The organism is Acidovorax sp. Root267, assembly GCF_001429215.1.
Lineage (GTDB): Bacteria > Pseudomonadota > Gammaproteobacteria > Burkholderiales > Burkholderiaceae_C > Acidovorax > Acidovorax radicis.
This window is the reverse complement of sequence record NZ_LMJC01000031.1, coordinates 113993-135161: the sequence shown is the minus strand read 5'-3', so window position 1 is coordinate 135161 and position 21169 is coordinate 113993. Positions and strand designations below refer to the sequence as shown.

The following is a 21169-nucleotide window of genomic DNA, read 5'->3' as shown; positions in this document are numbered from 1 at the left end:
CCAAAAAACAAAAAACCGCGCCATTTCAGCGCGGTTTTTTTGTGGGTGAAGGACGCGCACTGCGCGCGCAGGTCAGGTCTGTGCCAACGCCAGCTTGCGCGCCGCCCAACGCCGCAGCAGGCGCGGCAGGATGAGCACGGCCAGCACGATGATGATCAGTGTCAGCGAGCCTGGACGTTCCAGGAAAATGGTCCACTTGCCTTCACCAATCGACACGGCATTGCGCATCTGCGCCTCGGCCAAGGGGCCCAGGATCATGCCCACCACCACTGGTGCGGCCGGGAAGTCAAAGCGGCGCATCACCACACCCAAGAGGCCAATCGCATACAGCAGCACCAGGTCGAACGCGCTCTGGCGCATGCCATACACGCCCAGCGTGGAGAACACCAGAATGCCCGCGTACAGGTACGACTTGGGAATGTTCAGCAGCTTCACCCACAGGCCCACCAGGGGCAGGTTCAGGATGAGCAGCATCACGTTGCCGATGTACATCGACGCAATCAGCGCCCACACCAGCGCACCGTTGGTGTCAAACAGCTGCGGCCCGGGCTGGATGCCGTAGTTCTGGAACGCGCCCAGCAGGATGGCCGTGGTGTTCGACGTGGGGATGCCCAGCGTGAGCAGCGGGATCAGCGTGGCCGTGATGGCCGCGTTGTTGGCGGCCTCGGGGCCAGCCACGCCTTCGATGGCGCCGGTGGTGCCGAACTCTTCCTTGTTCTTGCTGAGCTTCTTTTCAGCCGCGTAGCTCAGGAAGGTGGGGATCTCGCTGCCGCCTGCAGGGATGGTGCCGAACGGAAAGCCGATGAACGTGGCACGCAGCCAGGCCGGCCACGAGCGCTTCCACTCTTCCTTGGTCATGTGTGTGCTCGTCAGGCGGTTCTGCGTCTCGTCGGACTTGCCTTCGTACATGACGTTGTACAAGGCTTCACCCACCGCAAACAGGCCCACGGCGATCAACACCACCTCGATGCCATCCATCAGCTCGGGCACGCCGCCGGTGTAGCGCGCCTGGCCCGAGATCTGGTCGATACCGATAAGGCCCATTGCCAGCCCCACGAACAGGGCGACCATGCCACGCAGCGTGCTCTTGCCCAGCACCGCGCTCACGGTGGTGAAGGCCAGCACCATGAGCATGAAGTACTCGGGCGGGCCCAGGCGCACGGCGTATTCAGCCACCAATGGGGCAAAAAACGTGACCAGCACCGTGGCAATGGTGCCCGCAACAAACGAGCCAATCGCGGCCGTGGCCAGCGCTGCGCCGGCGCGGCCGTTCTTGGCCATCTTGTTGCCCTCCATGGCAGTCACCATGGACCCGGCCTCACCGGGTGTGTTGAGCAGGATGGAGGTGGTGGAGCCGCCGTACATGGCTCCGTAGTAGATGCCGGCAAAGAAGATCATGGAGGCCGTGGCCTCGACCTTGACGGTGATGGGCAGCAGCATGGCCACGGCCACTGCGGGCCCGATGCCGGGCAGCACGCCGACCGCAGTGCCGATCATGCAGCCCACGAAGGCCCACATCAGGTTGATGGGGGTCGCAGCGGTCGCAAAACCCTGCATCAAGAGATTCAACGTTTCCATAGCGTGCAGGCTTTACAGCCACCCCGTGTTGGTCAGGCCGGGCAGGTTGATGGCCAGCAATTGCGTAAACATCCAGTACACCGGGGCGGCCACGGCCACACCGATGAAAGAATCCTTGATCCAGGCCTGCAGGCGCAGGTCCAGCTCGCCTTCGGAACTCCGGAAGCCCCGCACCGACAGCACAAAGCACAGCGCGCAGCTCAGGATAAAGCCCAGCGTCGTGATGAGCAGGGCATTGAGCAGCAGCCCGGCCGACACCCAGATGAAGCCCTTCCAGTGGGCGCGCTCGTCGCCCGATCCTTCTTCCAGCTCGCGGAACCCCCCGGTCAGGGCATGCACCACGCAGAGCACACCGCAGATCAGCAAGGCAATGCTGACCATCCAGGGGAAGAAATTGGGGCCTACACCGCCATAGCCAGCTTCAGAGCTGACCGAGCTGGCGCCCCAAGCCAGGCACAGCGCAAGCACCACCAGCCCCGCCCCTATCAGGGTCTGCAAGGGCTTGGAGCGCGACGAATGTTGTTGTGTCATGTTTTTTTCCTTCGCACCAACCACTGCTGCGGCAGCGCCACCACCCCCCCACAGGGTTGAAGGCGACTGGCGCGCCTTGCTTCAGATCATTCCGGACTTGGCCATCGTGGCGCGCATGCTGGCGAACTCGGCATCCACGAAGTTGGCAAACTCGTCACCCGCCATCCAGGCGGGTGTCCAGCCGTTCTTCTCCATGGCATCTTGCCAGGCCTTGTGCTTGAAGGTCTTCGCCAGCGCGTCGATCAGCGCCTTGCGCTGCTCGGCCGTGATGCCGGGTGCGCCATACACACCGCGCCAGTTGCCGATTTCGACGTTGATGCCCTGCTCCTTGAGCGTGGCCACGTTCACGCCCTTCAGGCGCGAACCCGAGGTGACGCCCACGGCGCGCATCTTGCCCGCAGAGATGTACTCGGCAAACTCGCTGTAGCCGCTGCCGCCCACGGTGACGTTGCCACCCAGGATGGCGGCGGTGGCCTCACCACCCCCACGGAAAGCCACGTAGTTGATCTTGGAAGGGTCCACGCCCACTTCGCGCGCGATCATCGCGGCTGCGATGTGCTCGGTGGAACCACGCGAACCACCGCCCCACTTCACGCTGCCAGGATCTTTCTTGAGCTGGTCCACCACATCCTTCATGGACTTGAAAGGCGAATTGGCGGGCAGCACGAACACGTTGTATTCGCTGGTCAAACGTGCCAGTGGCGTGACCTTGTCCAGGCCCACCGGCGGCTTGCCGGTGATGATGCCACCCAGCATCACGGCGCCCATCACCATCATGGCGTTCGGGTCGCCCTTGCTGGCGTTGACGAACTGGGCCAGGCCGATCGCACCCGCAGCGCCACCCTTGTTGTCATAGGACACCGACGATGCGGCGCCTGCATCCTGCATGGCTTTGCCCAAGGCACGGCCCGTGGAATCCCAGCCACCGCCAGGGTTGGCGGGGATCATCATCTTGAGGGTCGGTGCGCTCTGGGCCGAAACGGGCAGCACGCCTGCAGCGGCCATGGCTGCCAGCGATTTGAGGAAGATATCGCGACGCATGGAGTCTCCTTGTAAGGTTTGCGAACCGCTCGATGATGCGCGCCCTGCCTGTCAAACGGCTGTCCGTGGACTCAGGGAAAACACTCATGCGCCCCGCACAATGAGACGGTGATATGGTGCCGCGCATGCAACTGCTTCTTGTTGAAGACGACCCCACCATGCAGGCCACGCTGCACCGCGCACTGACACGCCGTGGCATGGAAGTCACCGCCGTGGGAGACGGCCGTGCAGCACTCAGTCAATGGGCCGCCCGGCAGCCCGATGCGGTGATCCTGGACCTGACCCTGCCAGGGTTGGATGGCCTGCAGGTGCTGCAACAGGCCCGCTCGCGCGGACTGCGCACCCCCGTGCTCATCCTCACCGCACGCGGCACCGTGGGCGACCGTGTGATGGGCCTGAACGCGGGGGCCGACGACTACCTGCCCAAACCCTTTGATCTGGATGAACTGGAAGCACGCCTGCGCGCCCTGGTGCGCCGCAGCGCCGACCCTGCCCCCGGCACTCCCATGGCGCCCAGCACCGTGCAGATCGGCGCCATCCGCTACGACAAGGACAGCGGCGCGCTCTACCTGAATGGCGAAGTGATGGAGCTGACACCACGCGAACTGGCGCTGATGCACGCCTTGCTCGCCCAGCCAGGCCATGCCGTGACCAAGGAGCGGCTGTACGAACTGGTGTTCCCCGGCCAGCTGGATGTGCAGTACGAGGCCATTGAGGTCGTGGTGTACCGCCTGCGCAAGAAGCTGGCAGGCACCGGACTGACCCTGATGACGTTGCGCGGGCTGGGCTATCTGCTGCGGGCCGACACATGACAGGATCAAAGGGCTCGCCCCGCCACCCTTCGCTGCGCCGCCGCCTGCTGCTGGGCATCCTGCTGCCAGTGGCGCTGTTCATTGGTTTCAACACCTATAGCCTCTATCAGCAAACCCTGGCCTCGCTCAATACGGCCTACGACCGCACCCTGCTGGCGTCGGCCAAAAGCATCAGCGAACAATTGGATGTGCGGGGCTACGACGACGCCGCGCAATTGCGCGCCATCGTGCCCTATTCAGCGCTGGAGGCCTTCGAGGCCGACAACCAGAGCCAGATGTTCTACCGCGTATCCACGCTGCGCGGCGAGATCGTGTCGGGCTTTGACGAGCTGCCTGTTTGGCGCGGGACCATCCCGGACCGGCCACCCTATGCCGCGCTGGTGGATTTTTATGACGACCGTTTCCGCGACCGCGATGTGCGCGTGGCCGTGCTGCTGCAGCCCGTGGCCAGTTCCGAAGGCCGCGCCATGGCCGTGATTCAGGTGGCCGAAACCCTGGAAGTGCGCGAAACGCTGGCCCTGCAGATTCTGCGCAATACCTTGCTGCGCCAGGCACTGTTGATCGCCGTGATCGCGTTGACCGTGGTGCTGGTGGTGCAGCGGGCCATCCACCCCGTGCGGCAGCTGAGTCTGCAGTTGCAAGGGCGCAAGGAGGGCGACCTGAGCCCCATCGCCGCCCCGTCCACCCCGCGCGAGCTGCAGCCGCTGATCGATGCCACCAACGAGGTCATGCAACGCCTTCGCCACTTGCTGCGGCACCAAAAGCGCTTCGTGCGCGATGCCTCGCACCAGCTGCGCACGCCGCTGGCGGTGCTCAAGACCCAGGTGCAGTCTGCCTTGCGCGGCGATGTGGAGCCCCAGCAAGCACTGCAGGAGATCAGCGATACGGTGGACCGCGCCACGCAGCTGGCCAACCAAATGCTGGCGCTGGCCAAGGTAGAGCAACTGCGCCAGCAAAGCACCCCCCCGGCCACGCGGCTGGACGAACTGCTGCGCACCGTGGCGCTGGAGATCTCGCCCTTGATCGCCCAGCGCGACCTGGACTTCGGCATACACACCGAGCCGGCATTGGTCCAATCCCATGAATGGATGCTGCGTGAGCTAAGCCGCAACCTGCTGCACAACGCGGTGCGCCATGCCCCGCAGGGCAGCGAACTCACCGTGGACCTGCGCACCGACAGCCACCACGTGGCGCTGACCATCAGCGACCACGGCCCCGGCATCGACGATGAATTGGCGACGCGCCTCTTCCAGCCCTTTTCAGCAGGCGATGTGCGCACGGGCAGTGGCCTGGGCCTGGCCATTTGCCATGAGATCGTGCAAGCCCTCGGTGGCAGCATCGCTTTGACCAACCGCATGGTGGGCAGCAGGATGGCAGGGCTGGACGCCGTGGTGCGCCTGCCGCTGGCCGCGCCATCGGCTGACATGGGCGGCTCTCTCCACGCGGCACAATCCCCCGTATGAACACCCTGGAGACAATGCGGCTCGACAAGTGGCTGTGGTGCGCCCGCTTCTACAAAACCCGTAGTCTGGCCACCGAAGAGATCGGCAAGGGCCGCGTCACGGTCAATGGCCAGCTGGCCAAACCTGCGCGGGATCTGCGCTGCGGCGACACCGTGGCCCTGCGCCAAGGGCCAGTGGCCCGCACCGTGCAGGTCCGGGGCCTGAGCGGGGCGCGCGGGCCCGCGCCGGTGGCGCAGCAGCTGTATGAGGAGACGCCCGACAGCATCGCCGCCCGCGAGAAGGCCGCAGAACTGCGCCGCCTGGCCCCCGAACCCGCCGCCACATTGCACGAAGGCCGCCCCACCAAACGCGATCGGCGCGAGATCGACAAAGTGAGCAACAAAGGGGGCGAGTGGGGCAGCCGCTGGAGTGCCTCCATCGACGAATGAGCGCAGCGTGGGCTTGCGGGTTTGAAAGGCTCTGCAAGACAGGCTGAAAAGACAGATGGCCCAAAGAAAAAAGCCCAAGTGAATGAATCACTTGGGCTTTATCTTGGCGGAAACGGAGGGATTCGAACCCTCGATGAGGCTCTACACCCCATACTCCCTTAGCAGGGGAGCACCTTCGGCCACTCGGTCACGTTTCCAATCCCACTATTATGCCCCATTTCTGAGGCGCTTCTGGCGGTTTAGGCGACTTCCTGGTCCAGCTCGAACGCCTTGTGCAGGCTGCGCACGGCCAGTTCGACGTCCTTTTCGTCGATCACGACCGACGTCTTGATTTCGGAGGTGGAGATCATCTGGACGTTGATGCCCTCTTCGCTCAGTACGCGGAACATCTTGCTGGCCACGCCCACATGGCTGCGCATGCCGATGCCGACGATGCTGACCTTGCAGATCTTGGTGTCGCCAACGACCTCTTGCGCGCCCAGTGCAGGCGCCACTTTTTCCTTGAGCAAGTCCACCGTGCGCGCACAGTCGCCGCGATGGACCGTGAAGCTGAAGTCGGTCTTGCCGTCCTTGCCCACGTTCTGGATGAACACGTCCACTTCGATGTTGGCCTCGGCCACGGCGCCCAGGATCAGGTAAGCGATGCCGGGCTTGCCGGGCACGCCCAGCACGGAGATCTTGGCTTCATCGCGGTTGCAAGCGATGCCGGATACAACGGCTTGTTCCATTTTTTTCGTCTTCCTCACAAGTGATCAGTGTGCCGGACCCGGCTTCTTCGTGAACGATCCATGCCATTGGAATTGTTGGGGTGGCGCCTCCGAAGACACGGCGCCAGGCAAAACACGGTTGTGGCGCGCCGCCAATTTTCGTGCGATCAGGGGAGCAAAACCTGGGGACTGTGCCAATCGATATTTGGCCCGGCCCGTACCACAAATCCGCGCCCCACCTTGATGTGGATGCGGTGGCCGCGTGTTGTGCAGACGGCCACCTGATCCAGCAACTCGCCCAGCTGCGCCGCCGCGGGCGTGGTGTGGTGGAACTGGCGCAACCAGTGGCGCAGCACATTCGCCTGGCGCGTCCGGCTCAAGCCCTGCAGCGCGGTGATCTGCGGCGGTACGCCAACCTGTGCCAGATCCTGCTGCGCCAGTTCGCCCTGCAGTTCCGCCGCCTGCGCGGCGTTGGATGCCGAGCGGGCGAACGTATCGCGAAACGCGGGAAAGGCGGCCTCCAGTGCGGGCAACAGTTGTGCACGAATACGGTTGCGGGTGTAGCGCTGGTCGGTGTTGGTGGGGTCTTCCACCCAACCCTGCCCCTGCGCCCGCAGCCAGCTGCGGATGTCTATGGCGGCCACCGGCAGCAACGGGCGGTGCCACACCACGCCGGCGCGTTCCCAGCGGGCGGGCATGGCGGCCAGCCCGGCAACGCCCGCGCCACGCGACAGCGCCAGCAGCAGCGTCTCGGCCTGATCGTCCGCGTGTTGTGCGATTGCTATTGATTTAATAGCTAATTGCGCTTTACTGGCAAGCGCTACAGCCTCAAAAGCTTTGTATCTTGCCTGCCTGGCAGCATCTTCGGGGCTCTGGCCAGGGGCGTGGCGGGCGTCCGGCCGCTCCACCCACAGCGGCACACCAAGGTCTTGGCACAAGGCAGCGCAATGTTGCTCGAACCCATCGGCCGCCGCCTGCAGGCCGTGGTGCACATGGATGGCCCGCACCTGCCCGGGCCAACGGCGCGCACAGGCCAGCAGCAGTGCCGTGGAGTCGGCCCCGCCGCTCAGCCCCACGGCCAGCGGCAGTGCGGGCGCAAACGCCTGCATGGCAGCATCGAACGATTGGGTCATTCCGGCACCCGGCCTGCGCCACGAAACGGTGGTGCCGCATCAGGTGCACAAAAGCAATGGACAGGGCGGGAGTACATGGGCGCCGATTATCGCGGGCGCCCTCCCTTCTTCTCACACTCTTTGCCCCATCAAGCAACCGGTGCAGACAAACGCGGTGCGACATGCGAGGCATCGGAGGACAGACGGAACGTGCCCACCACCTCCGACAGCCGCACCGACTGGTCCTTGAGGCTCTGCGCGGCTGCGGCGCTTTGCTCCACCAGCGCGGCGTTCTGCTGGGTCATCTGGTCAAGGTGCGATACCGCCTGCCCCACCTCGTTGATGCTCGTGCTCTGTTCGTTGGTGGATGCCGTGATCTCGGCCATGATGTCCGTCACGCGCTGCACCGAGGTCACGATGTCGTTCATGGTGGTACCCGCGTCGTGCACCAGCCGCGAGCCGTTTTCCACCTGTTCCACCGACGCGCTGATGAGCTGCTTGATTTCCTTGGCAGCCTCCGCACTGCGCCCGGCCAGGCTGCGCACTTCACTCGCGACCACTGCAAAGCCACGACCTTGCTCGCCGGCGCGTGCTGCCTCCACCGCCGCATTCAGCGCGAGGATGTTGGTCTGAAAGGCAATGCCGTCGATCACGCCAATGATGTCGTTGATCTTGCGCGACGCGGCGTTGATCTGCTCCATGGTGGTCACCACGTTGCCCACCACCTGTCCGCCGTGCTGCGCCACGCTGGACGCCTGGGCCACCAGCTGGTTGGCCTGCCGGGCAGAGTCTGCGTTGTGGCGCACGGTTTCGGTCAGTTGCTGCATGGAGGCCGAGGTCTCCTGCAGGCTAGACGCCGTGAGTTCCGTGCGCCCGCTCAGGTCCTGGTTGCCGGTGGCAATCTCTTCGGCGGCCACACGCACCGAGCTGCTCGCATCGCGGATCTGCGCCAGCACCCCCGAGAGCTTGCCCGCAAAGCTGTTGAAGCTGGCGGCAATTTGTGCCAGTTCGTCCTCGCCCTGCGCGTCGATGCGGCGCGAGAGATCGCCGTCGCCCGCACCGATCTCGTGCATGGCGTCGCGCACCAAGGTCAGCTGGCGCAGGCGCCGGGTCAGGATCACGCCGAGCAGCCCCACGGCCACCACCAGAACCAGCACGCTGGAGACCAGGGATGTGGCCAGCATCGAGCGGATGGGAGCCATTGCCTCGCTCTCATCCAGCGCCACCACCAGCATCCAAGAGGTGCCCGCGATGGGGACCACGCTCAGCAGGCGGCTGCGCCCCCCAATGTCTGCTGGCAGCAGGGTGCTGCTGTCTTTGGCGGCTGCCACCAGTTTGTCGATGGCGAGGTCTTTGGAAAGCTCCGCAATGGGCTTGAGGGTGAGCGCCTGATCGCGGTGGGCAATGATCTTGCCATCGGCTGCCACCAGGAAACCAAAGCTCTGGGGCGTGGGCCGGATGGAGGCTACGTTGGCCACCACCGACTCCATGTAGACGTCGCCCGCCGCTACGCCCTTGAGGGCTGTGCCTGCGCCGACCGGGATGGCGAACGTCACAACAAGCTTCTGGTCAGACGCTGAAATGTAGGGCGGCGTGACCACCGATGTGCCGGCCTGCGCCGCCTGTTTGTACCAGGGCCGCGCAGTGGGGTCGTAGTCGGCGGGCAAATTGCGCGCTTCGGAAAACACATACTTCTTGTCGGCATAGCCAAAGTAAGCCGTGCTGAACTTGCCTGCGTCACGCAGCATGGCCAGTGACTTGGCGGGCTCGGGCTCTTCAAAGGCGGTGACGGACGCCGCAATGATCGCCGCCTTGGCCCGGGCCCACTCTTCGATGGTTTCGGCGTGGCTTTTGGCCGTGGCCAGGCCCTCCTCCGCCAGCGACACTTGCGCCTGCCCGCGCGCCGAAAAATAGTTGACCAGGGTCAACACCAGCAGGGCCGCCACCATGCACATGGCAGACAGCACCAGAATCTGGCCCTTGAGAGTCTTCAGAAGCGACATGGAGCACCCCTTCATCCAACCGCACGGGCGGCCGTAGGCCATGTTACATCCGGTATCAGGCTGTGCGCCAGTCGGGGTGAGTGCGCAGAGCACCAGGTTCTTGCTGCAAAAACAACAACGGCCCCGAAGGGCCGTGGGCGCAATGCGCGAGAGACTGCCAATCGCTCAGCGGCTGTCGGCCTTGGTGTCGCTGAAGCGGCCGTAGCTCTGCAAGCGCTCGTAGCGCCGGTCCAGCAGGTCTTTGGTCTTGAGGTCGGCCACCTGACGGAACGCGTCGCCCAGCGCGCGCTTCAGAAAGGCGGCCATCTGCTTGTGGTCGCGGTGGGCACCGCCCACGGGCTCGCTCACGATCTTGTCCACCAGACCCAGGGCCTTCAGGCGGTGGGCGGTAATGCCCAGGGCATCGGCAGCCTCCTGGGCCTTGTCGCTGGTTTTCCAGAGGATGGAGGCACAGCCTTCGGGGCTGATGACGGAGTAGATGGCGTACTGCAGCATCACGACCTGGTCGCCCACGCTGATGGCCAGTGCGCCGCCGGAGCCGCCTTCGCCAATGATGGTGGTGATGATGGGCACTTCCAGCTGCGCCATCTCGAAGATGTTGCGGCCGATGGCCTCGGACTGGCCGCGCTCTTCGGCGTCAATGCCGGGATAGGCTCCGGGCGTGTCCACAAAAGTGAACACGGGCAGCTTGAACTTCTCGGCCGTCTTCATCAGGCGCAGGGCCTTGCGGTAGCCCTCTGGCTTGCTCATGCCGAAGTTGCGCATCGCGCGCTCCTTCGTGTCGCGCCCCTTCTGGTGGCCCAGCACCATGCAGGCGTGGCCGTTGAAACGCGCCAACCCACCCACGATAGACAGGTCGTCTGAATAGTGGCGGTCGCCATGCAGTTCGACAAAGTCGGTGAAGATGTCACGCACGTAGTCGAGCGTGTAGGGACGCTCGGGGTGGCGGGCAATCTTCGTGATCTGCCAGGGCGACAGCTCGCTGTAGATGTCTTTGGTGAGTTGCTGGCTCTTCTTGCTCAGCTGGTCGATCTCTTCCGAGATATCGACGGCACTCTCGGTCTGCACGTAGCGCAGTTCTTCGATTTTGGATTCGAGTTCAGCAATCGGCTGTTCGAAATCCAGAAAGGTTTTTTTCGCCAACGTTTTTCTCCTAGGGGATCGCGACGGTTGCGGCAGCCATGAATGGCACGCACTGTAACCGACGGTTAACGAGTTTTCTAAAGCGCGTCAGTTAGCAACGGGCAATGGGTCGAGCGAGCGCCAAATATACCAAGTCGCCACACTGCTCCAGGGCTTCCAGGCCTCGGCCACCTCGCGGGCGTCGCTGCGGCTGACGGGGTCGCCCGAGAAATAGTTGTGGCTGATGCCAGCAATCAACCCTGGGTCGTCCAGGGGCAATACGTTGGGCCGCATCAGATAGAAGATCAGGAACATCTCCGCCGTCCAGCGGCCAATGCCGCGGATGGCGACCAGCTCGGCAATGATGGCTTCGTCGTCCATCGCCGCCCAGTCCTTCACGTGCAGCTTGCCTTCTTCAAAGTGGATGGCGAGGTCCACCAGGTAGTCCACTTTGCGGGCCGACAGGCCGGCAGCACGCATGTCGTCGATTTTCAGCTTGAGCACGGAGGCGGGCTTCATGCTGCGGGGGAGCGCAACAAAACGCTCCCACACGGTCTGCGCGGCCTTCACCGAGACCTGCTGACCCACGATCGACCGCGCCAGCGTGGTGAACGCGTCGCCGCGTTTCTGCAATGCGGCATCGCCAAACTGCGGGATCAGGCGCTTCATCACCCGGTCCTTCTTCACCAGGTGTTTGCACGCCTCGGCCCAGTAGTCGGGCGTGGCCAGCGCGGGTTCTGCAACCAGGGCATCTGGCGCTATTTTTTTAGTAGCAGCCACCGCAAACCCTGTCTGCCGCAGGGGCGTTTTTCACTAGATATTTGAAGATCACTGCGCAGCTTCCCAGGTGGTGCCTGCGGCGGAGTCCTTCAGCACGATGCCCTGGGCCAGCAGCGCATTGCGAATGCGGTCGGCCTCCGCGAAGTTCTTGGCCGCCTTGGCCGCAGCGCGGGCCGCAATCTGCGCCTGGATGTCCGCCTCGTCCACCCCGCCCGCCCCCGCCTGCAGGAAGGCTTTGGGGTCACCTTGCAAGATGCCCAGGCAACCTCCGAGCGCCTTGAGCAGTCCCGCCAACCCGGCTGAACGTGTCTTGTTGACTTCACCTGCCAGGTCAAACAGCACGGCCACCGCCTCGGGCGTGCCGAAGTCTTCGTTCATTGCCGCCTTGAAGCGCGCGGCGTGAGGGTCGGCCCAATCAATGCTTGCCACATCGGCGGGTGCCACCAGGCTCAGCGCGGTGTACAGGCGCTTCAAGGCCTGGCGCGCGTCGTCCAGATGGGCATCGCTGTAGTTCAGCGCACTGCGGTAGTGGGCGCGCACGATGAAAAAGCGCACCGTCTCCGCGTCGTAGGTCTTGAGCACGTCGCGGATGGTGAAGAAGTTGCCCAGGCTCTTGGACATCTTCTCGTTGTCCACACGCACGAAGCCGTTGTGCACCCAGAAATTGGCCAGTGGCTTGCCGGTGGCGCCCTCGCTCTGGGCGATTTCGTTCTCGTGGTGCGGGAACTGCAAATCGGCCCCGCCGCCGTGGATGTCAAACGTCTCGCCCAGCGTGGCGCCGCACATGGCCGAGCACTCGATGTGCCAGCCAGGGCGGCCGGAGCCGAATTCGCTGTCCCACTTGGCCTCGGGCGGCTCCTCGGGCTTGGAGGACTTCCACAGCACGAAGTCGAGCGGGTCTTCCTTGCCGTCGAGCACCGCCACGCGTTCACCCGCCCGGAGTTCATCGAGCGACTTGCCCGAAAGCTTGCCGTAGCCGTCGAACTTGCGCACGGAATAGTTCACGTCACCGTTGCTGGCGCGGTAGGCCAGGCCCTTGCCTTCCAGTTGGCCGATGAGCGAGAGCATCTGGGGCACGTATTCGGTGGCGCGGGGTTCGACCGAGGGCGGCTCGATGCCCAACAGACCGATGTCCTGGTGCATGGCGGCGATCATCTCGTCGGTGAGGGCACGGATGGTGATGCCCCGCTCCAGCGCGCGCTTGATGATCTTGTCGTCAATGTCCGTGATGTTGCGCACATAGGTGACGCGGTAGCCAGTGCTTTTCAGCCAGCGCTGCACGACATCGAACGCCATCATCATGCGGGCGTGCCCGATGTGGCACAGGTCATAGATGGTCATGCCGCACACATACATGCGCACATGGCCAGGTTCGAGCGGGAAAAAGTCTTCCAATGCACGCGACAGCGTGTTGTAGATGCGCAAACTCATGGGATTTCAGTAACGGAGACTTGATGGGGTGGGCGAAATGAGCCCCGGCAGCAGGGGGCGGCGGCCCCTTGGTGGGGGTTGGCCCAGCGAGGGGCGTCCAGCGAAATCACCCGCGGCAACAGCGTACCGTCATGACAACCCCCTCAGCTACAATCCGCCGCAGTATAAGCCCCCGCCCGGGACAGACGCTGCCCAACACCTTTGAAGCCCCCATGAAGCAAGTCCGCCGCACACTTCCACGCCTCCTGCGCCTGCTGGCACTGACCGCGCTTGTGGGCACTGGCGCGGCCCAGGCCGACGACTACACGGAAATCACCCAGCTGATCAAGGCCGGCAAGCCCGCTGACGCGCTCGCCAAGGCCGACCAACGCCTGGCAGCCAACCCACGCGACCCGCAGTTGCGCTTCCTGCGCGGCGTGGCACAGGCAGATTCGGGCAAGCCCGCCGATGCCATCACCACCTTCACCAAGCTGACGGAAGAGTATCCCGAGCTGCCCGAGCCCTACAACAACCTGGCAGTGCTTTACGCCAACCAGAACCAGCTGGACAAGGCCCGCACGGCACTGGAGATGGCGATCCGCACCAACCCCAGCTACGCCACCGCCCACGAGAACCTCGGCGACATCTACGCCAAGCTCGCCAGCCAGGCATACAACAAGGCGCTGCAGCTCGATGCCACCAACGCTAACTCCGTCAAACCCAAGCTGGCGCTGATCCGCGAATTATTCGCACCCGATGCCACCGGCAAGCCAGGCCGTCCTGCTGCCACCGCACCCGCTACCGCGCCGGCCCCCGCCATAGTGGCCACGCAGCGGCCCGCGCCAACCGCAGCCGCCCCAGCGCCTGCACCGGCCCCGGCCCCGGCGGCAGCCCCCACACCGGCACCAGCGCCAGCTCCCGCCGCTACACCCGCTCCTGCGACAACCCAAACCCAGGCCGCTGCCGCAGCACCCGCCACCGCCCCAGCAGCGGCGGCGAGCGACGCTGCCACCGTCCAGGCCGTCACATCCGCCGTGCAGGCATGGGCCACCGCCTGGTCCTCCAAAGACATGCCAGGCTACCTGGGTGCCTACGACAAATCCTTCGATCCACCCGGCCGCCAGACGCGCGCCGTCTGGGAAAAAGAGCGCGAGGCGCGCATCGTGGGCAAATCCAAGATCAGCGTCCAGCTGTCCGATATCAGCGTTGCGGTCAATGGCAGCAAGGCCACTGCCCGCTTTCGCCAGGCCTACACCGCCGATGCTCTCAACGTAACCAGCCGCAAGACGCTGGATCTGGTGAACCACAACGGCCGCTGGACGATCGTCCGCGAATCCACCGGCGGTTGACTTTGAGCCCCGACGCCGGGCCTGCGCCTGCAGCGCGGGCGTTTTCTGCGGCCCGCCCCTGAAGGCCTGAACCTGAAACCGCGCATGTTTGTGGAGCTGTCCGCACCAGGCCGCCGTGCCGCGGCTGGCACTTTTTTCCTCGCCGCACTGCTGCAGGCGGCGCCCGCGCACGCCCAGAGCGGCAAGGTCGGCCGCACAGCCCCCTCCTCTGCGGCAGAACCGGCCGCCGCCAAGTCGCCCGATCTGCGCGACGGGCAGGCGGAAGCACGCCTGCTGGCGATTTACAAGCTCATCGCGGAAGGCCGCAGCCGCGAGGCGCTGGCCCAGGCCGAAACCCTGGCGCGCGACTATCCCAACTTCCAGCTCGCGCAGCTGGCCGTGGGCGACCTGCTGATGTCACGCACGCGGCCCATCCGCCGCATGGGCGATGTGCCAGAACCCGACACGGCGCGCAGCCTGCAGGTGGCCACCACCCTGGAAGAACTGCGCAACGAGTCGCGCCAGCGCGTGGACGCCCAACGCAGCCGCCCGCCAGCACACAGCATTCCAGCCCAGTTCCTGGAGCTCTCGCCCCGCTCGCGCCATGCGATTGCCGTGGACGCTTCGCGCTCACGCCTGTATCTTTTCGAGAACACCCCAAAAGGCCTGCAGCTGATTGCGGACTACTACGCCTCGGTGGGCAAGCTGGGCATCGAGAAAAACCTGGAAGGCGACCAGCGCACGCCGCTCGGGGTCTACTTCATCACCAGCCGGCTGGACCCCGCCACGCTCAAGGACTTCTACGGCGCAGGCGCCCTGCCCATCAACTACCCCAACCCCCTGGACCAGAGCCGGGGCAAGACTGGCAGCGGCATCTGGCTGCATGGCACGCCGCCCGATCAGTTTGCCCGCGCGCCCCTGGCGACCGACGGTTGCCTGGTGCTGGCCAACCCCGACCTGGAACGCATTCTGCGCACCGTGGAGCCCCGCTCAACGCCCGTGGTCATCGCCCGCCAGCTGCAGTGGGTGGCACCGCACGCCGTTCAGGCAGACCGCAAGTCTTTCGACGCGGTGCTCAACGCCTGGCGCAGCGCCAAGACCGAAGGCGACATGAAGCGCCTGCTGGGCTTTTACGCACCGGATTTCCAGAGCTACCGCAAGAAGCCGCTGGAAGAATGGTCCCAGGTGCTCAAGACCGAGACCCGCGCACTGCGGGGCAGGGAACTACACCTCAAGGACAAGTCTTACCTGCGCTGGACAGATTCCGCCGACACCATGGTGGTAACGTTCGGCGAAGTCGCCGAAGGCGCCCGCACGGGCCCCGTCAAGCGCCAGTACTGGGCGCGGCGGGGCCAACAATGGCAGATATTTTTCGAAGGAGTGATTGGATGATTTCCAGAAGAAATTCGACCCTGGCGCTTGCCAGTGTTGCGCTAGCAGCTATGTTTTCAGTAGCATCCGTGCATGCGGAGGATGCCCCCAAGGTCAAGCTGTCCACCTCGATGGGCGACATCGTGGTCCAGCTCGATCCTGCCAAGGCGCCCAAGACGGTCGAGAACTTCCTGGGCTACGTCAAGGACAAGCACTATGACGGCACAGTGTTCCACCGCGTGATCGACGGCTTCATGATCCAGGGCGGCGGCTTCACCGCCGACCTGATCCCCAAGCCCACCAAGGCCCCGATTCCCCTTGAAGCCAGCAACGGCCTCAAGAACGACAACTACACCATCGCCATGGCGCGCACGGGCAACCCCAACTCCGCCACGTCGCAGTTCTTCATCAATGTGAAGGACAACGCCATGCTCAACGCCCCCAGCCCGGACGGCCATGGCTATGCCGTGTTCGGCAAAGTGGTGAGCGGCAACGACGTGGTCGACAAGATCAAGGCCGTGGCCACGGGCAACAAGGGCCCGCACCAGAACGTGCCCACCACCCCCGTCACCATCAACTCCGCCACGCTGGTGAAGTAATCCCTTTTTGTTGATTCATTGATCGAAAGAACCTTGCCATGAGCAACCCCCAAGTCGAACTGCACATTGCCGGCTACGGCGTCATCACCCTCGAACTCGACGAAGCCAAGGCCCCCAAGTCGGTGGCCAACTTCCTGTCGTATGTGAACAAGGGCCACTACAACAACACCATCTTCCACCGCGTGATCCCCGGGTTCATGGTGCAAGGCGGCGGTTTTGAGCCCGGCATGAACCAGAAAAACTCTGACGCGCCCATCGAGAACGAAGCCAACAACGGCCTCAAGAACGCCAACTACACCGTGGCCATGGCCCGCACCAGCGACCCGCACTCGGCCACCGCCCAGTTCTTCATCAACGTGGCGGACAACGGCTTCCTGAACCACACCGCCCCCTCGGCCCAGGGCTGGGGCTATGCCGTGTTCGGCAAGGTGGTTGGCGGCGCCGACGTGGTGGACAAGATCAAGGCCGTGAAGACCGGCCGCAAGGGCTTCCATGACGACGTGCCGAAGGAAGACGTGATCATCGAAAAGGCCGTCGCCCTCTGAGCATGGCATCCCCCTGTGGCGCTGCGCGCTTTCCCCCTTCTCTCGCAACGCTGCGCGCTGCGGTAAGGGGGACGACGCCCTCGCTGCGGGGCGGCCCTTGCTCGGCGTCTGCCGCCGAGGCCGCGCCAGTGTCGGCCGCCAGTTGCACGCTGCAGCGCAAGGAATGAACCATTCAGGCCCCGCCGTGACGACCGTGCCCCGGTTCGAGGAGCTTGCCGCTCCCTCGCACTGGCGCATGGTCGAATTCATTTCGGACCTGCACCTGCAGGCCAGCGAGCCCGCCACTGTGGCCGCATGGCAGCACTACCTGGCAACCACCGAAGCGGATGCCCTCTTCATCCTGGGTGATCTGTTCGAGGTCTGGGTGGGCGACGACGCCATTGCCGAGACCGGCAGCTTCGAGGCCGAGGGCTGCGCGGCCCTCAGGGCGGCAGCCCAGCGCCTGCCCTTGTATTTCATGCACGGCAACCGCGACTTTCTGGCGGGCCCAGCGTTCCTTGCGCAGTGTGGCATCACGGGCCTGGCAGACCCGACCGTGTTGACCTTCTCTGGCCAGCGCTTCGTGCTCAGCCATGGCGACCTGCTGTGCCTGGACGATGTCGAGTACCAGCGCTTTCGTTTGCAGGCCCGCAGCGCCGAATGGCAACAGCAGTTTTTGGCACAGCCCCTGGCCACCCGCCGTGCGCAGGCACGCGGCATCCGCCAGGAGAGCGAGGCGCGCAAGCAGTCCGGCGTCACCTACGCCGACGTAGACGGCCCCGCAGCCATCGCCTGGCTGCAGGCGGCCCAGGCAAACACCTTGCTCCACGGGCACACCCACCGCCCGGCCGACCATCAGCTGGCTTCGAACCTGCAGCGCGTGGTGCTGAGCGACTGGGACGCTGCAGCATTCCCGCCCCGCGCGGAAATACTGCGTTTGTCCCGCGCGGGCTTGGAACGGCTTCCCATGGCCCCCATGTACGAGCGATCCTGAACTGTGCGGGGTTTCACTTCCCGCTGCTCGATCGCCATGCCACCTCTTTTCAACCGGCTCTGGAGCCGTGTCCGCGCCACGGTGGCCCCTGTGCCCGACATCTCCGCCGCCCTGTGGCTGCAGACCCTCCGGCGCTACCCCTTTTTGGCGGCGCTGTCGCTGCATGACCAGGCCAAACTGCGCGCGCTCAGCGCCCTCTTCCTGCACCACAAGGAATTCCACGGTGCCCACGGCCTGGTGGTGACCGACGCCATGGCCATCGACATTGCGGCGCAGGCCTGCCTGCCCCTGCTGCACTGGGGCGACCCGGCGAAGGCGCTGGACTGGTACGACGATTTCGTGACCATCGTGTTGCACCTCGGCGAGGCGGTGGCACGCCGCAAGACGGTGGACGAAGCCGGCGTGGTGCATGAACACACGCAGGTGCTGCTGGGCGAGGCCATGGAACGCGGCCCCATCATGCTCAGCTGGGAGCACGCCTCCAACGGGCGTGAGAACACTGAGCGCGGCCACAACGTGGTGGTGCACGAGTTCGTTCACAAGCTCGACATGCGCAGCGGCGAGGCCAATGGCTGCCCACCGTTGCCCGCTGGTTTCCTGGGCGCACGCACCGGCCGCGCTGCCTACGAGGCTTGGTGGAATGCCTGGGAGCCGGCCTATGAACAGTTCCGCGAGCGTGTGATCCTGGCCGAGCGCTTTGGCGCCGAACGACCCTGGCTGGACGCGTATGGGGCCACATCGCAGTCCGAGTTCTTTGCGGTGGCCTGCGAGGCATATTTTGTGAACCGGGATCGGTTTGCGCAGGAGTTTCCAGGGCTGATGCCGGTGCTGGACGCGTTCTTTGTTACTGAAGATTCCGCCCGCTCCTAACAAAAGCCCAGAGCGTGGCGCAACAAACCTCTGCAACTCCCCTGCCGAACTTGCTACACCAAAGCAATTGCCTTGGGCGACCCAGCAGCCTTTTGGGCGACCCACGCATGCGCTTGACGGGCTTGGCGAAGAATTGTGTTTCTGTTTGAAACGATTTGAGCCCTAGACCTTCCTTTTTGCGCCTCATTTTCTAATGAGGCGCTACTGTTGTGCCTCTGCCGCCATAGCTGCATGGTGTCACTAACGAACGATATCTGGGAGTTTTCATGTCTGGCATTGCATCCAGGGATCGGCTCAGGCGTGTTGGCGCGCTGGCCGCATTGGTGGTCACGTTGCTCAATGCTTGCGGCGGGGGTTCCGGGGATTCTTCGGGGCCTTCGGCCCCTCCACCCCCTCCTCCGGCCCCGGCCACGGCCCTGTCGCTGCTGGCGGGCAATGCCGATGGCGCGGGCACCCAGGACGGGCCCGCCCCGGGCGTCGCCCGCGTGGGGGTCGATGTGGGGGGCATGGCCGTCACGCCCCAAGGTGACGTGGTCTTCCTGGACACGGGCAACCACCGGGTGCGCAAGCTCAACGCCGGCTCCGCGCACATCACCACCGTGGCAGGAGGTGGCGGCTGGGTGCACACCGGCGCCGTGTCCAACCATGCCGACGGCGACGGCCCCGCTGCCCGCTTCTACCAGCCCAAGGCGGTCGCGGTGGACACCGCCGGCAACATGTATGTGGCCGACACGGAAAACCACCTGGTGCGCAGGATCAGCCCCACAGGAGCGGTGACCACTCTGGCTGGCAAGCTGGGCGTGTGCGGCAACCAGGATGGCACGTCCGACACCGCGACGTTCTGCCGGCCTTCCAGCATTGCCGTGGACAAGGCCGGTACCGTGTACGTGGCGGAAACCAGGCCGTCGTCGACCACCTTGTCCGCCGCCAATCCCATCCGCAAGATCTCCACCACCGGCCAGGTGAGCACACTGACCAGCAAGGCCAGTGAGTACCCGACGTCCATCTTTTTCTCCGGCCCCCCGATCCAGATCTACTACCCAGTACATCTGGCCACCGACTCCACGGGCGTCCTGTATGCCGCCGACCCCAACGACCACGTGGTGCGCCGGTATGCGACCGACGGCCAGGCCACTGTGGTGTCGGGCACCGTCGGCCCCAACAACCAGGGCACCACCGACGGCACGGCCTCGCAGGCGAAGTTCGGCGCCTTCAAGGCGATGGCGTTCGACGCGGCAGACCGCCTGTTCGTGCTGGACAACACGGGCCTGCCGGCCATCCGTCGCATTGGCAGCGACGGAAGCGTAACCACTCTGCTGCGCGCACAGGGATGCACCGAGTCCCGTGCGCCGGGCAGCCTGTGCCTCGCCAACCAGATGACGGTCAGGCCCGATGGCAGCTTCCTTGTCTCCGAATACGGGATGCAAGGCGACACGTTCCAGTACTCGCAGCTGCGCAGCTACTCACCCCAGGGCACATCGGCCCTGGTGGCCGGCCTTGCCTCCGCGCCGGGCGCGGACGACGGTCAGGGCGGCAGCGCCCGGTTTGACGCCCCCGGTGCCTTGGCGTGGAGCCCTTCGGGCACGCTGTACGTGCGCGATGACGGCAACCGGTCGCTGCGCACCGTGATGCCTGACGGCGTGGTGCGCACCTTGGGTACACCGGGCGGGCACTGCACCACGGTGGGCGGGCTGGGCAGCGAGGTGCTCTCCAGTTTTACCGCGCCCCTGGCCACCGATGGCGCAGGCGCTCTCTACACCCTCCAGGAAGCGCGCGTTTTCAAGACCAGCGCTTGCCAGGCGGCGCTGTGGGCGGACCTCAAGCCTCTGCTGGACAAGGTACCGACCTTCTTCACCAGCGTAGCCTCGGGCATCGCCGCCGACCGGACGGGCAATGTCTACGTGTCCACGTTCAAAGGCACCATTCACAAGATCGATGCCAAGGGCGAGGTGACCCTGCTCGCCGGCAGCCTGGGCACCGTCGGGCATGCGGACGGGCAGGGTGCGGCGGCGCAGTTTTCCGCGCTGGGCAACATGGCCACAGATGCGGCCGGCAACGTGTATGTGGTTGACGGCCTGTTCCACGAAGTCAACAAGATCGGGCCCACCATCCGCAAGATCACACCGTCGGGCATAGTCAGCACCCTGGCAGGCAACCCCGCGGCTGCGCCGGGCTACGCGGACGGCACTGGCGCCGCCGCAGTGTTCACGGTGGACCTGGGCTTCAGGTACCCGCAGCAGACGGCCGCGCTTGCCGTGGACGCGCAGGGCAATGTCTACATCACCGACGGCGCCCACCACGTGGTCCGCCGCATCACCCCGGACGGCCGGGTCAGCCCGCTGGTGGGGCAGTTCGGCGCATCCGGCTTTGCGGCGGGCGATCTTCCAGGCCTCATCCACCGGCCGGCGGGGATCGCGGTGCGCGACAACATGCTTTATTTCTCCATGCCCAACGCCGTGGCGCAGGTGAAGCTGCCGGCGCAGTGAGCCTGCCACG

Annotated in this window: 18 protein-coding genes, 1 tRNA gene and 1 pseudogene; 10 read left to right on the top strand and 10 right to left on the bottom strand. The window is 65.0% G+C overall.

What is annotated here, in order from left to right:
* Positions 1–72: 72 nt before the first annotated feature.
* The 3 genes from ASE39_RS21030 to ASE39_RS21020 all read right to left on the bottom strand — a co-directional run bounded on the left by ASE39_RS21030 (position 73) and on the right by ASE39_RS21020 (position 3150).
* Entirely contained in the window at positions 73–1578 is a 1506-nt protein-coding gene (locus ASE39_RS21030; protein WP_029413600.1) for a tripartite tricarboxylate transporter permease, read from the bottom strand.
* Positions 1579–1590: 12 nt separating this feature from the next.
* Positions 1591–2109 (bottom strand): tripartite tricarboxylate transporter TctB family protein, encoded by a 519-nt coding sequence (locus tag ASE39_RS21025; RefSeq protein WP_057225060.1) that lies wholly within the window; start codon positions 2107–2109, stop codon positions 1591–1593.
* A gap of 81 nt (positions 2110–2190) precedes the next feature.
* On the bottom strand, positions 2191–3150 hold the full coding sequence (locus ASE39_RS21020; RefSeq protein WP_010460433.1) for a tripartite tricarboxylate transporter substrate-binding protein: 960 nt from the start codon (positions 3148–3150) through the stop codon (positions 2191–2193).
* A 113-nt stretch (positions 3151–3263) separates the two neighbouring features.
* Here ASE39_RS21020 and ASE39_RS21015 point away from each other — a divergent pair, with 113 nt between their 5' ends.
* The 3 genes from ASE39_RS21015 to ASE39_RS21005 are packed head-to-tail and all read left to right on the top strand — an operon-like array spanning position 3264 to position 5853.
* Positions 3264–3962, top strand: a complete 699-nt coding sequence (locus ASE39_RS21015; protein WP_057272411.1) for a response regulator transcription factor — start codon at positions 3264–3266, stop codon at positions 3960–3962.
* Entirely contained in the window at positions 3959–5425 is a 1467-nt protein-coding gene (locus tag ASE39_RS21010) for a sensor histidine kinase (RefSeq protein ID WP_057272410.1), read from the top strand. Before ASE39_RS21015 ends, ASE39_RS21010 begins: the two co-directional genes overlap by 4 nt.
* Positions 5422–5853 carry an RNA-binding S4 domain-containing protein gene (locus ASE39_RS21005; RefSeq protein ID WP_029413597.1) on the top strand — a complete coding sequence of 144 codons (432 nt, stop codon included), beginning with the start codon at positions 5422–5424 and terminating at the stop codon, positions 5851–5853. Before ASE39_RS21010 ends, ASE39_RS21005 begins: the two co-directional genes overlap by 4 nt.
* Positions 5854–5957: 104 nt before the next feature.
* Here ASE39_RS21005 and ASE39_RS21000 read toward each other — a convergent pair.
* The 7 genes and pseudogenes from ASE39_RS21000 to cysS all read right to left on the bottom strand — a co-directional run bounded on the left by ASE39_RS21000 (position 5958) and on the right by cysS (position 13008).
* Positions 5958–6050 (bottom strand) — tRNA-Ser (locus tag ASE39_RS21000).
* Positions 6051–6092: 42 nt separating this feature from the next.
* Positions 6093–6636: pseudogene (locus ASE39_RS20995) on the bottom strand (ACT domain-containing protein); the annotation flags it as partial.
* 91 nt (positions 6637–6727) lie between these two features.
* Positions 6728–7693 (bottom strand): tRNA lysidine(34) synthetase TilS, encoded by a 966-nt coding sequence (tilS, locus tag ASE39_RS20990; RefSeq protein WP_057272409.1) that lies wholly within the window; start codon positions 7691–7693, stop codon positions 6728–6730.
* Between the two features lie 128 nt (positions 7694–7821).
* Positions 7822–9675 (bottom strand): methyl-accepting chemotaxis protein, encoded by a 1854-nt coding sequence (locus tag ASE39_RS20985; RefSeq protein WP_057272408.1) that lies wholly within the window; start codon positions 9673–9675, stop codon positions 7822–7824.
* Positions 9676–9840: 165 nt separating this feature from the next.
* Positions 9841–10818 (bottom strand): acetyl-CoA carboxylase carboxyltransferase subunit alpha, encoded by a 978-nt coding sequence (locus ASE39_RS20980; protein WP_010460423.1) that lies wholly within the window; start codon positions 10816–10818, stop codon positions 9841–9843.
* Between the two features lie 87 nt (positions 10819–10905).
* Complete coding sequence (locus ASE39_RS20975; RefSeq protein ID WP_057223150.1) at positions 10906–11577, bottom strand: DNA-3-methyladenine glycosylase; 672 nt, start codon at positions 11575–11577, stop codon at positions 10906–10908.
* A 48-nt stretch (positions 11578–11625) separates the two neighbouring features.
* A complete protein-coding gene (gene cysS / locus ASE39_RS20970; protein WP_057272407.1) occupies positions 11626–13008 on the bottom strand; it encodes a cysteine--tRNA ligase in 1383 nt (460 codons plus the stop codon).
* Between the two features lie 212 nt (positions 13009–13220).
* On the opposite strand from cysS, the gene ASE39_RS20965 reads away from it, so the two are divergent.
* From ASE39_RS20965 to ASE39_RS20935, 7 genes are all read left to right on the top strand, one after another.
* A complete protein-coding gene (locus ASE39_RS20965) occupies positions 13221–14336 on the top strand; it encodes a nuclear transport factor 2 family protein (protein WP_057272406.1) in 1116 nt (371 codons plus the stop codon).
* 84 nt (positions 14337–14420) lie between these two features.
* Positions 14421–15707 (top strand): L,D-transpeptidase family protein, encoded by a 1287-nt coding sequence (locus ASE39_RS20960; protein WP_057272405.1) that lies wholly within the window; start codon positions 14421–14423, stop codon positions 15705–15707.
* Complete coding sequence (locus tag ASE39_RS20955) at positions 15704–16285, top strand: peptidylprolyl isomerase (protein WP_029413587.1); 582 nt, start codon at positions 15704–15706, stop codon at positions 16283–16285. The genes ASE39_RS20960 and ASE39_RS20955 overlap by 4 nt, the downstream gene beginning before the upstream one ends.
* 38 nt (positions 16286–16323) lie before the next feature.
* Complete coding sequence (locus tag ASE39_RS20950; protein ID WP_010460411.1) at positions 16324–16830, top strand: peptidylprolyl isomerase; 507 nt, start codon at positions 16324–16326, stop codon at positions 16828–16830.
* A 163-nt stretch (positions 16831–16993) separates the two neighbouring features.
* Complete coding sequence (locus ASE39_RS20945) at positions 16994–17803, top strand: UDP-2,3-diacylglucosamine diphosphatase (RefSeq protein ID WP_057272404.1); 810 nt, start codon at positions 16994–16996, stop codon at positions 17801–17803.
* 36 nt (positions 17804–17839) lie between these two features.
* The gene (locus tag ASE39_RS20940; RefSeq protein ID WP_057272403.1) at positions 17840–18673 is read left to right on the top strand and encodes a M90 family metallopeptidase; all 834 of its coding nucleotides are present in this window, start codon (positions 17840–17842) and stop codon (positions 18671–18673) included.
* Between the two features lie 266 nt (positions 18674–18939).
* The gene (locus ASE39_RS20935; RefSeq protein WP_057272402.1) at positions 18940–21159 is read left to right on the top strand and encodes a hypothetical protein; all 2220 of its coding nucleotides are present in this window, start codon (positions 18940–18942) and stop codon (positions 21157–21159) included.
* Positions 21160–21169: the final 10 nt, after the last annotated feature.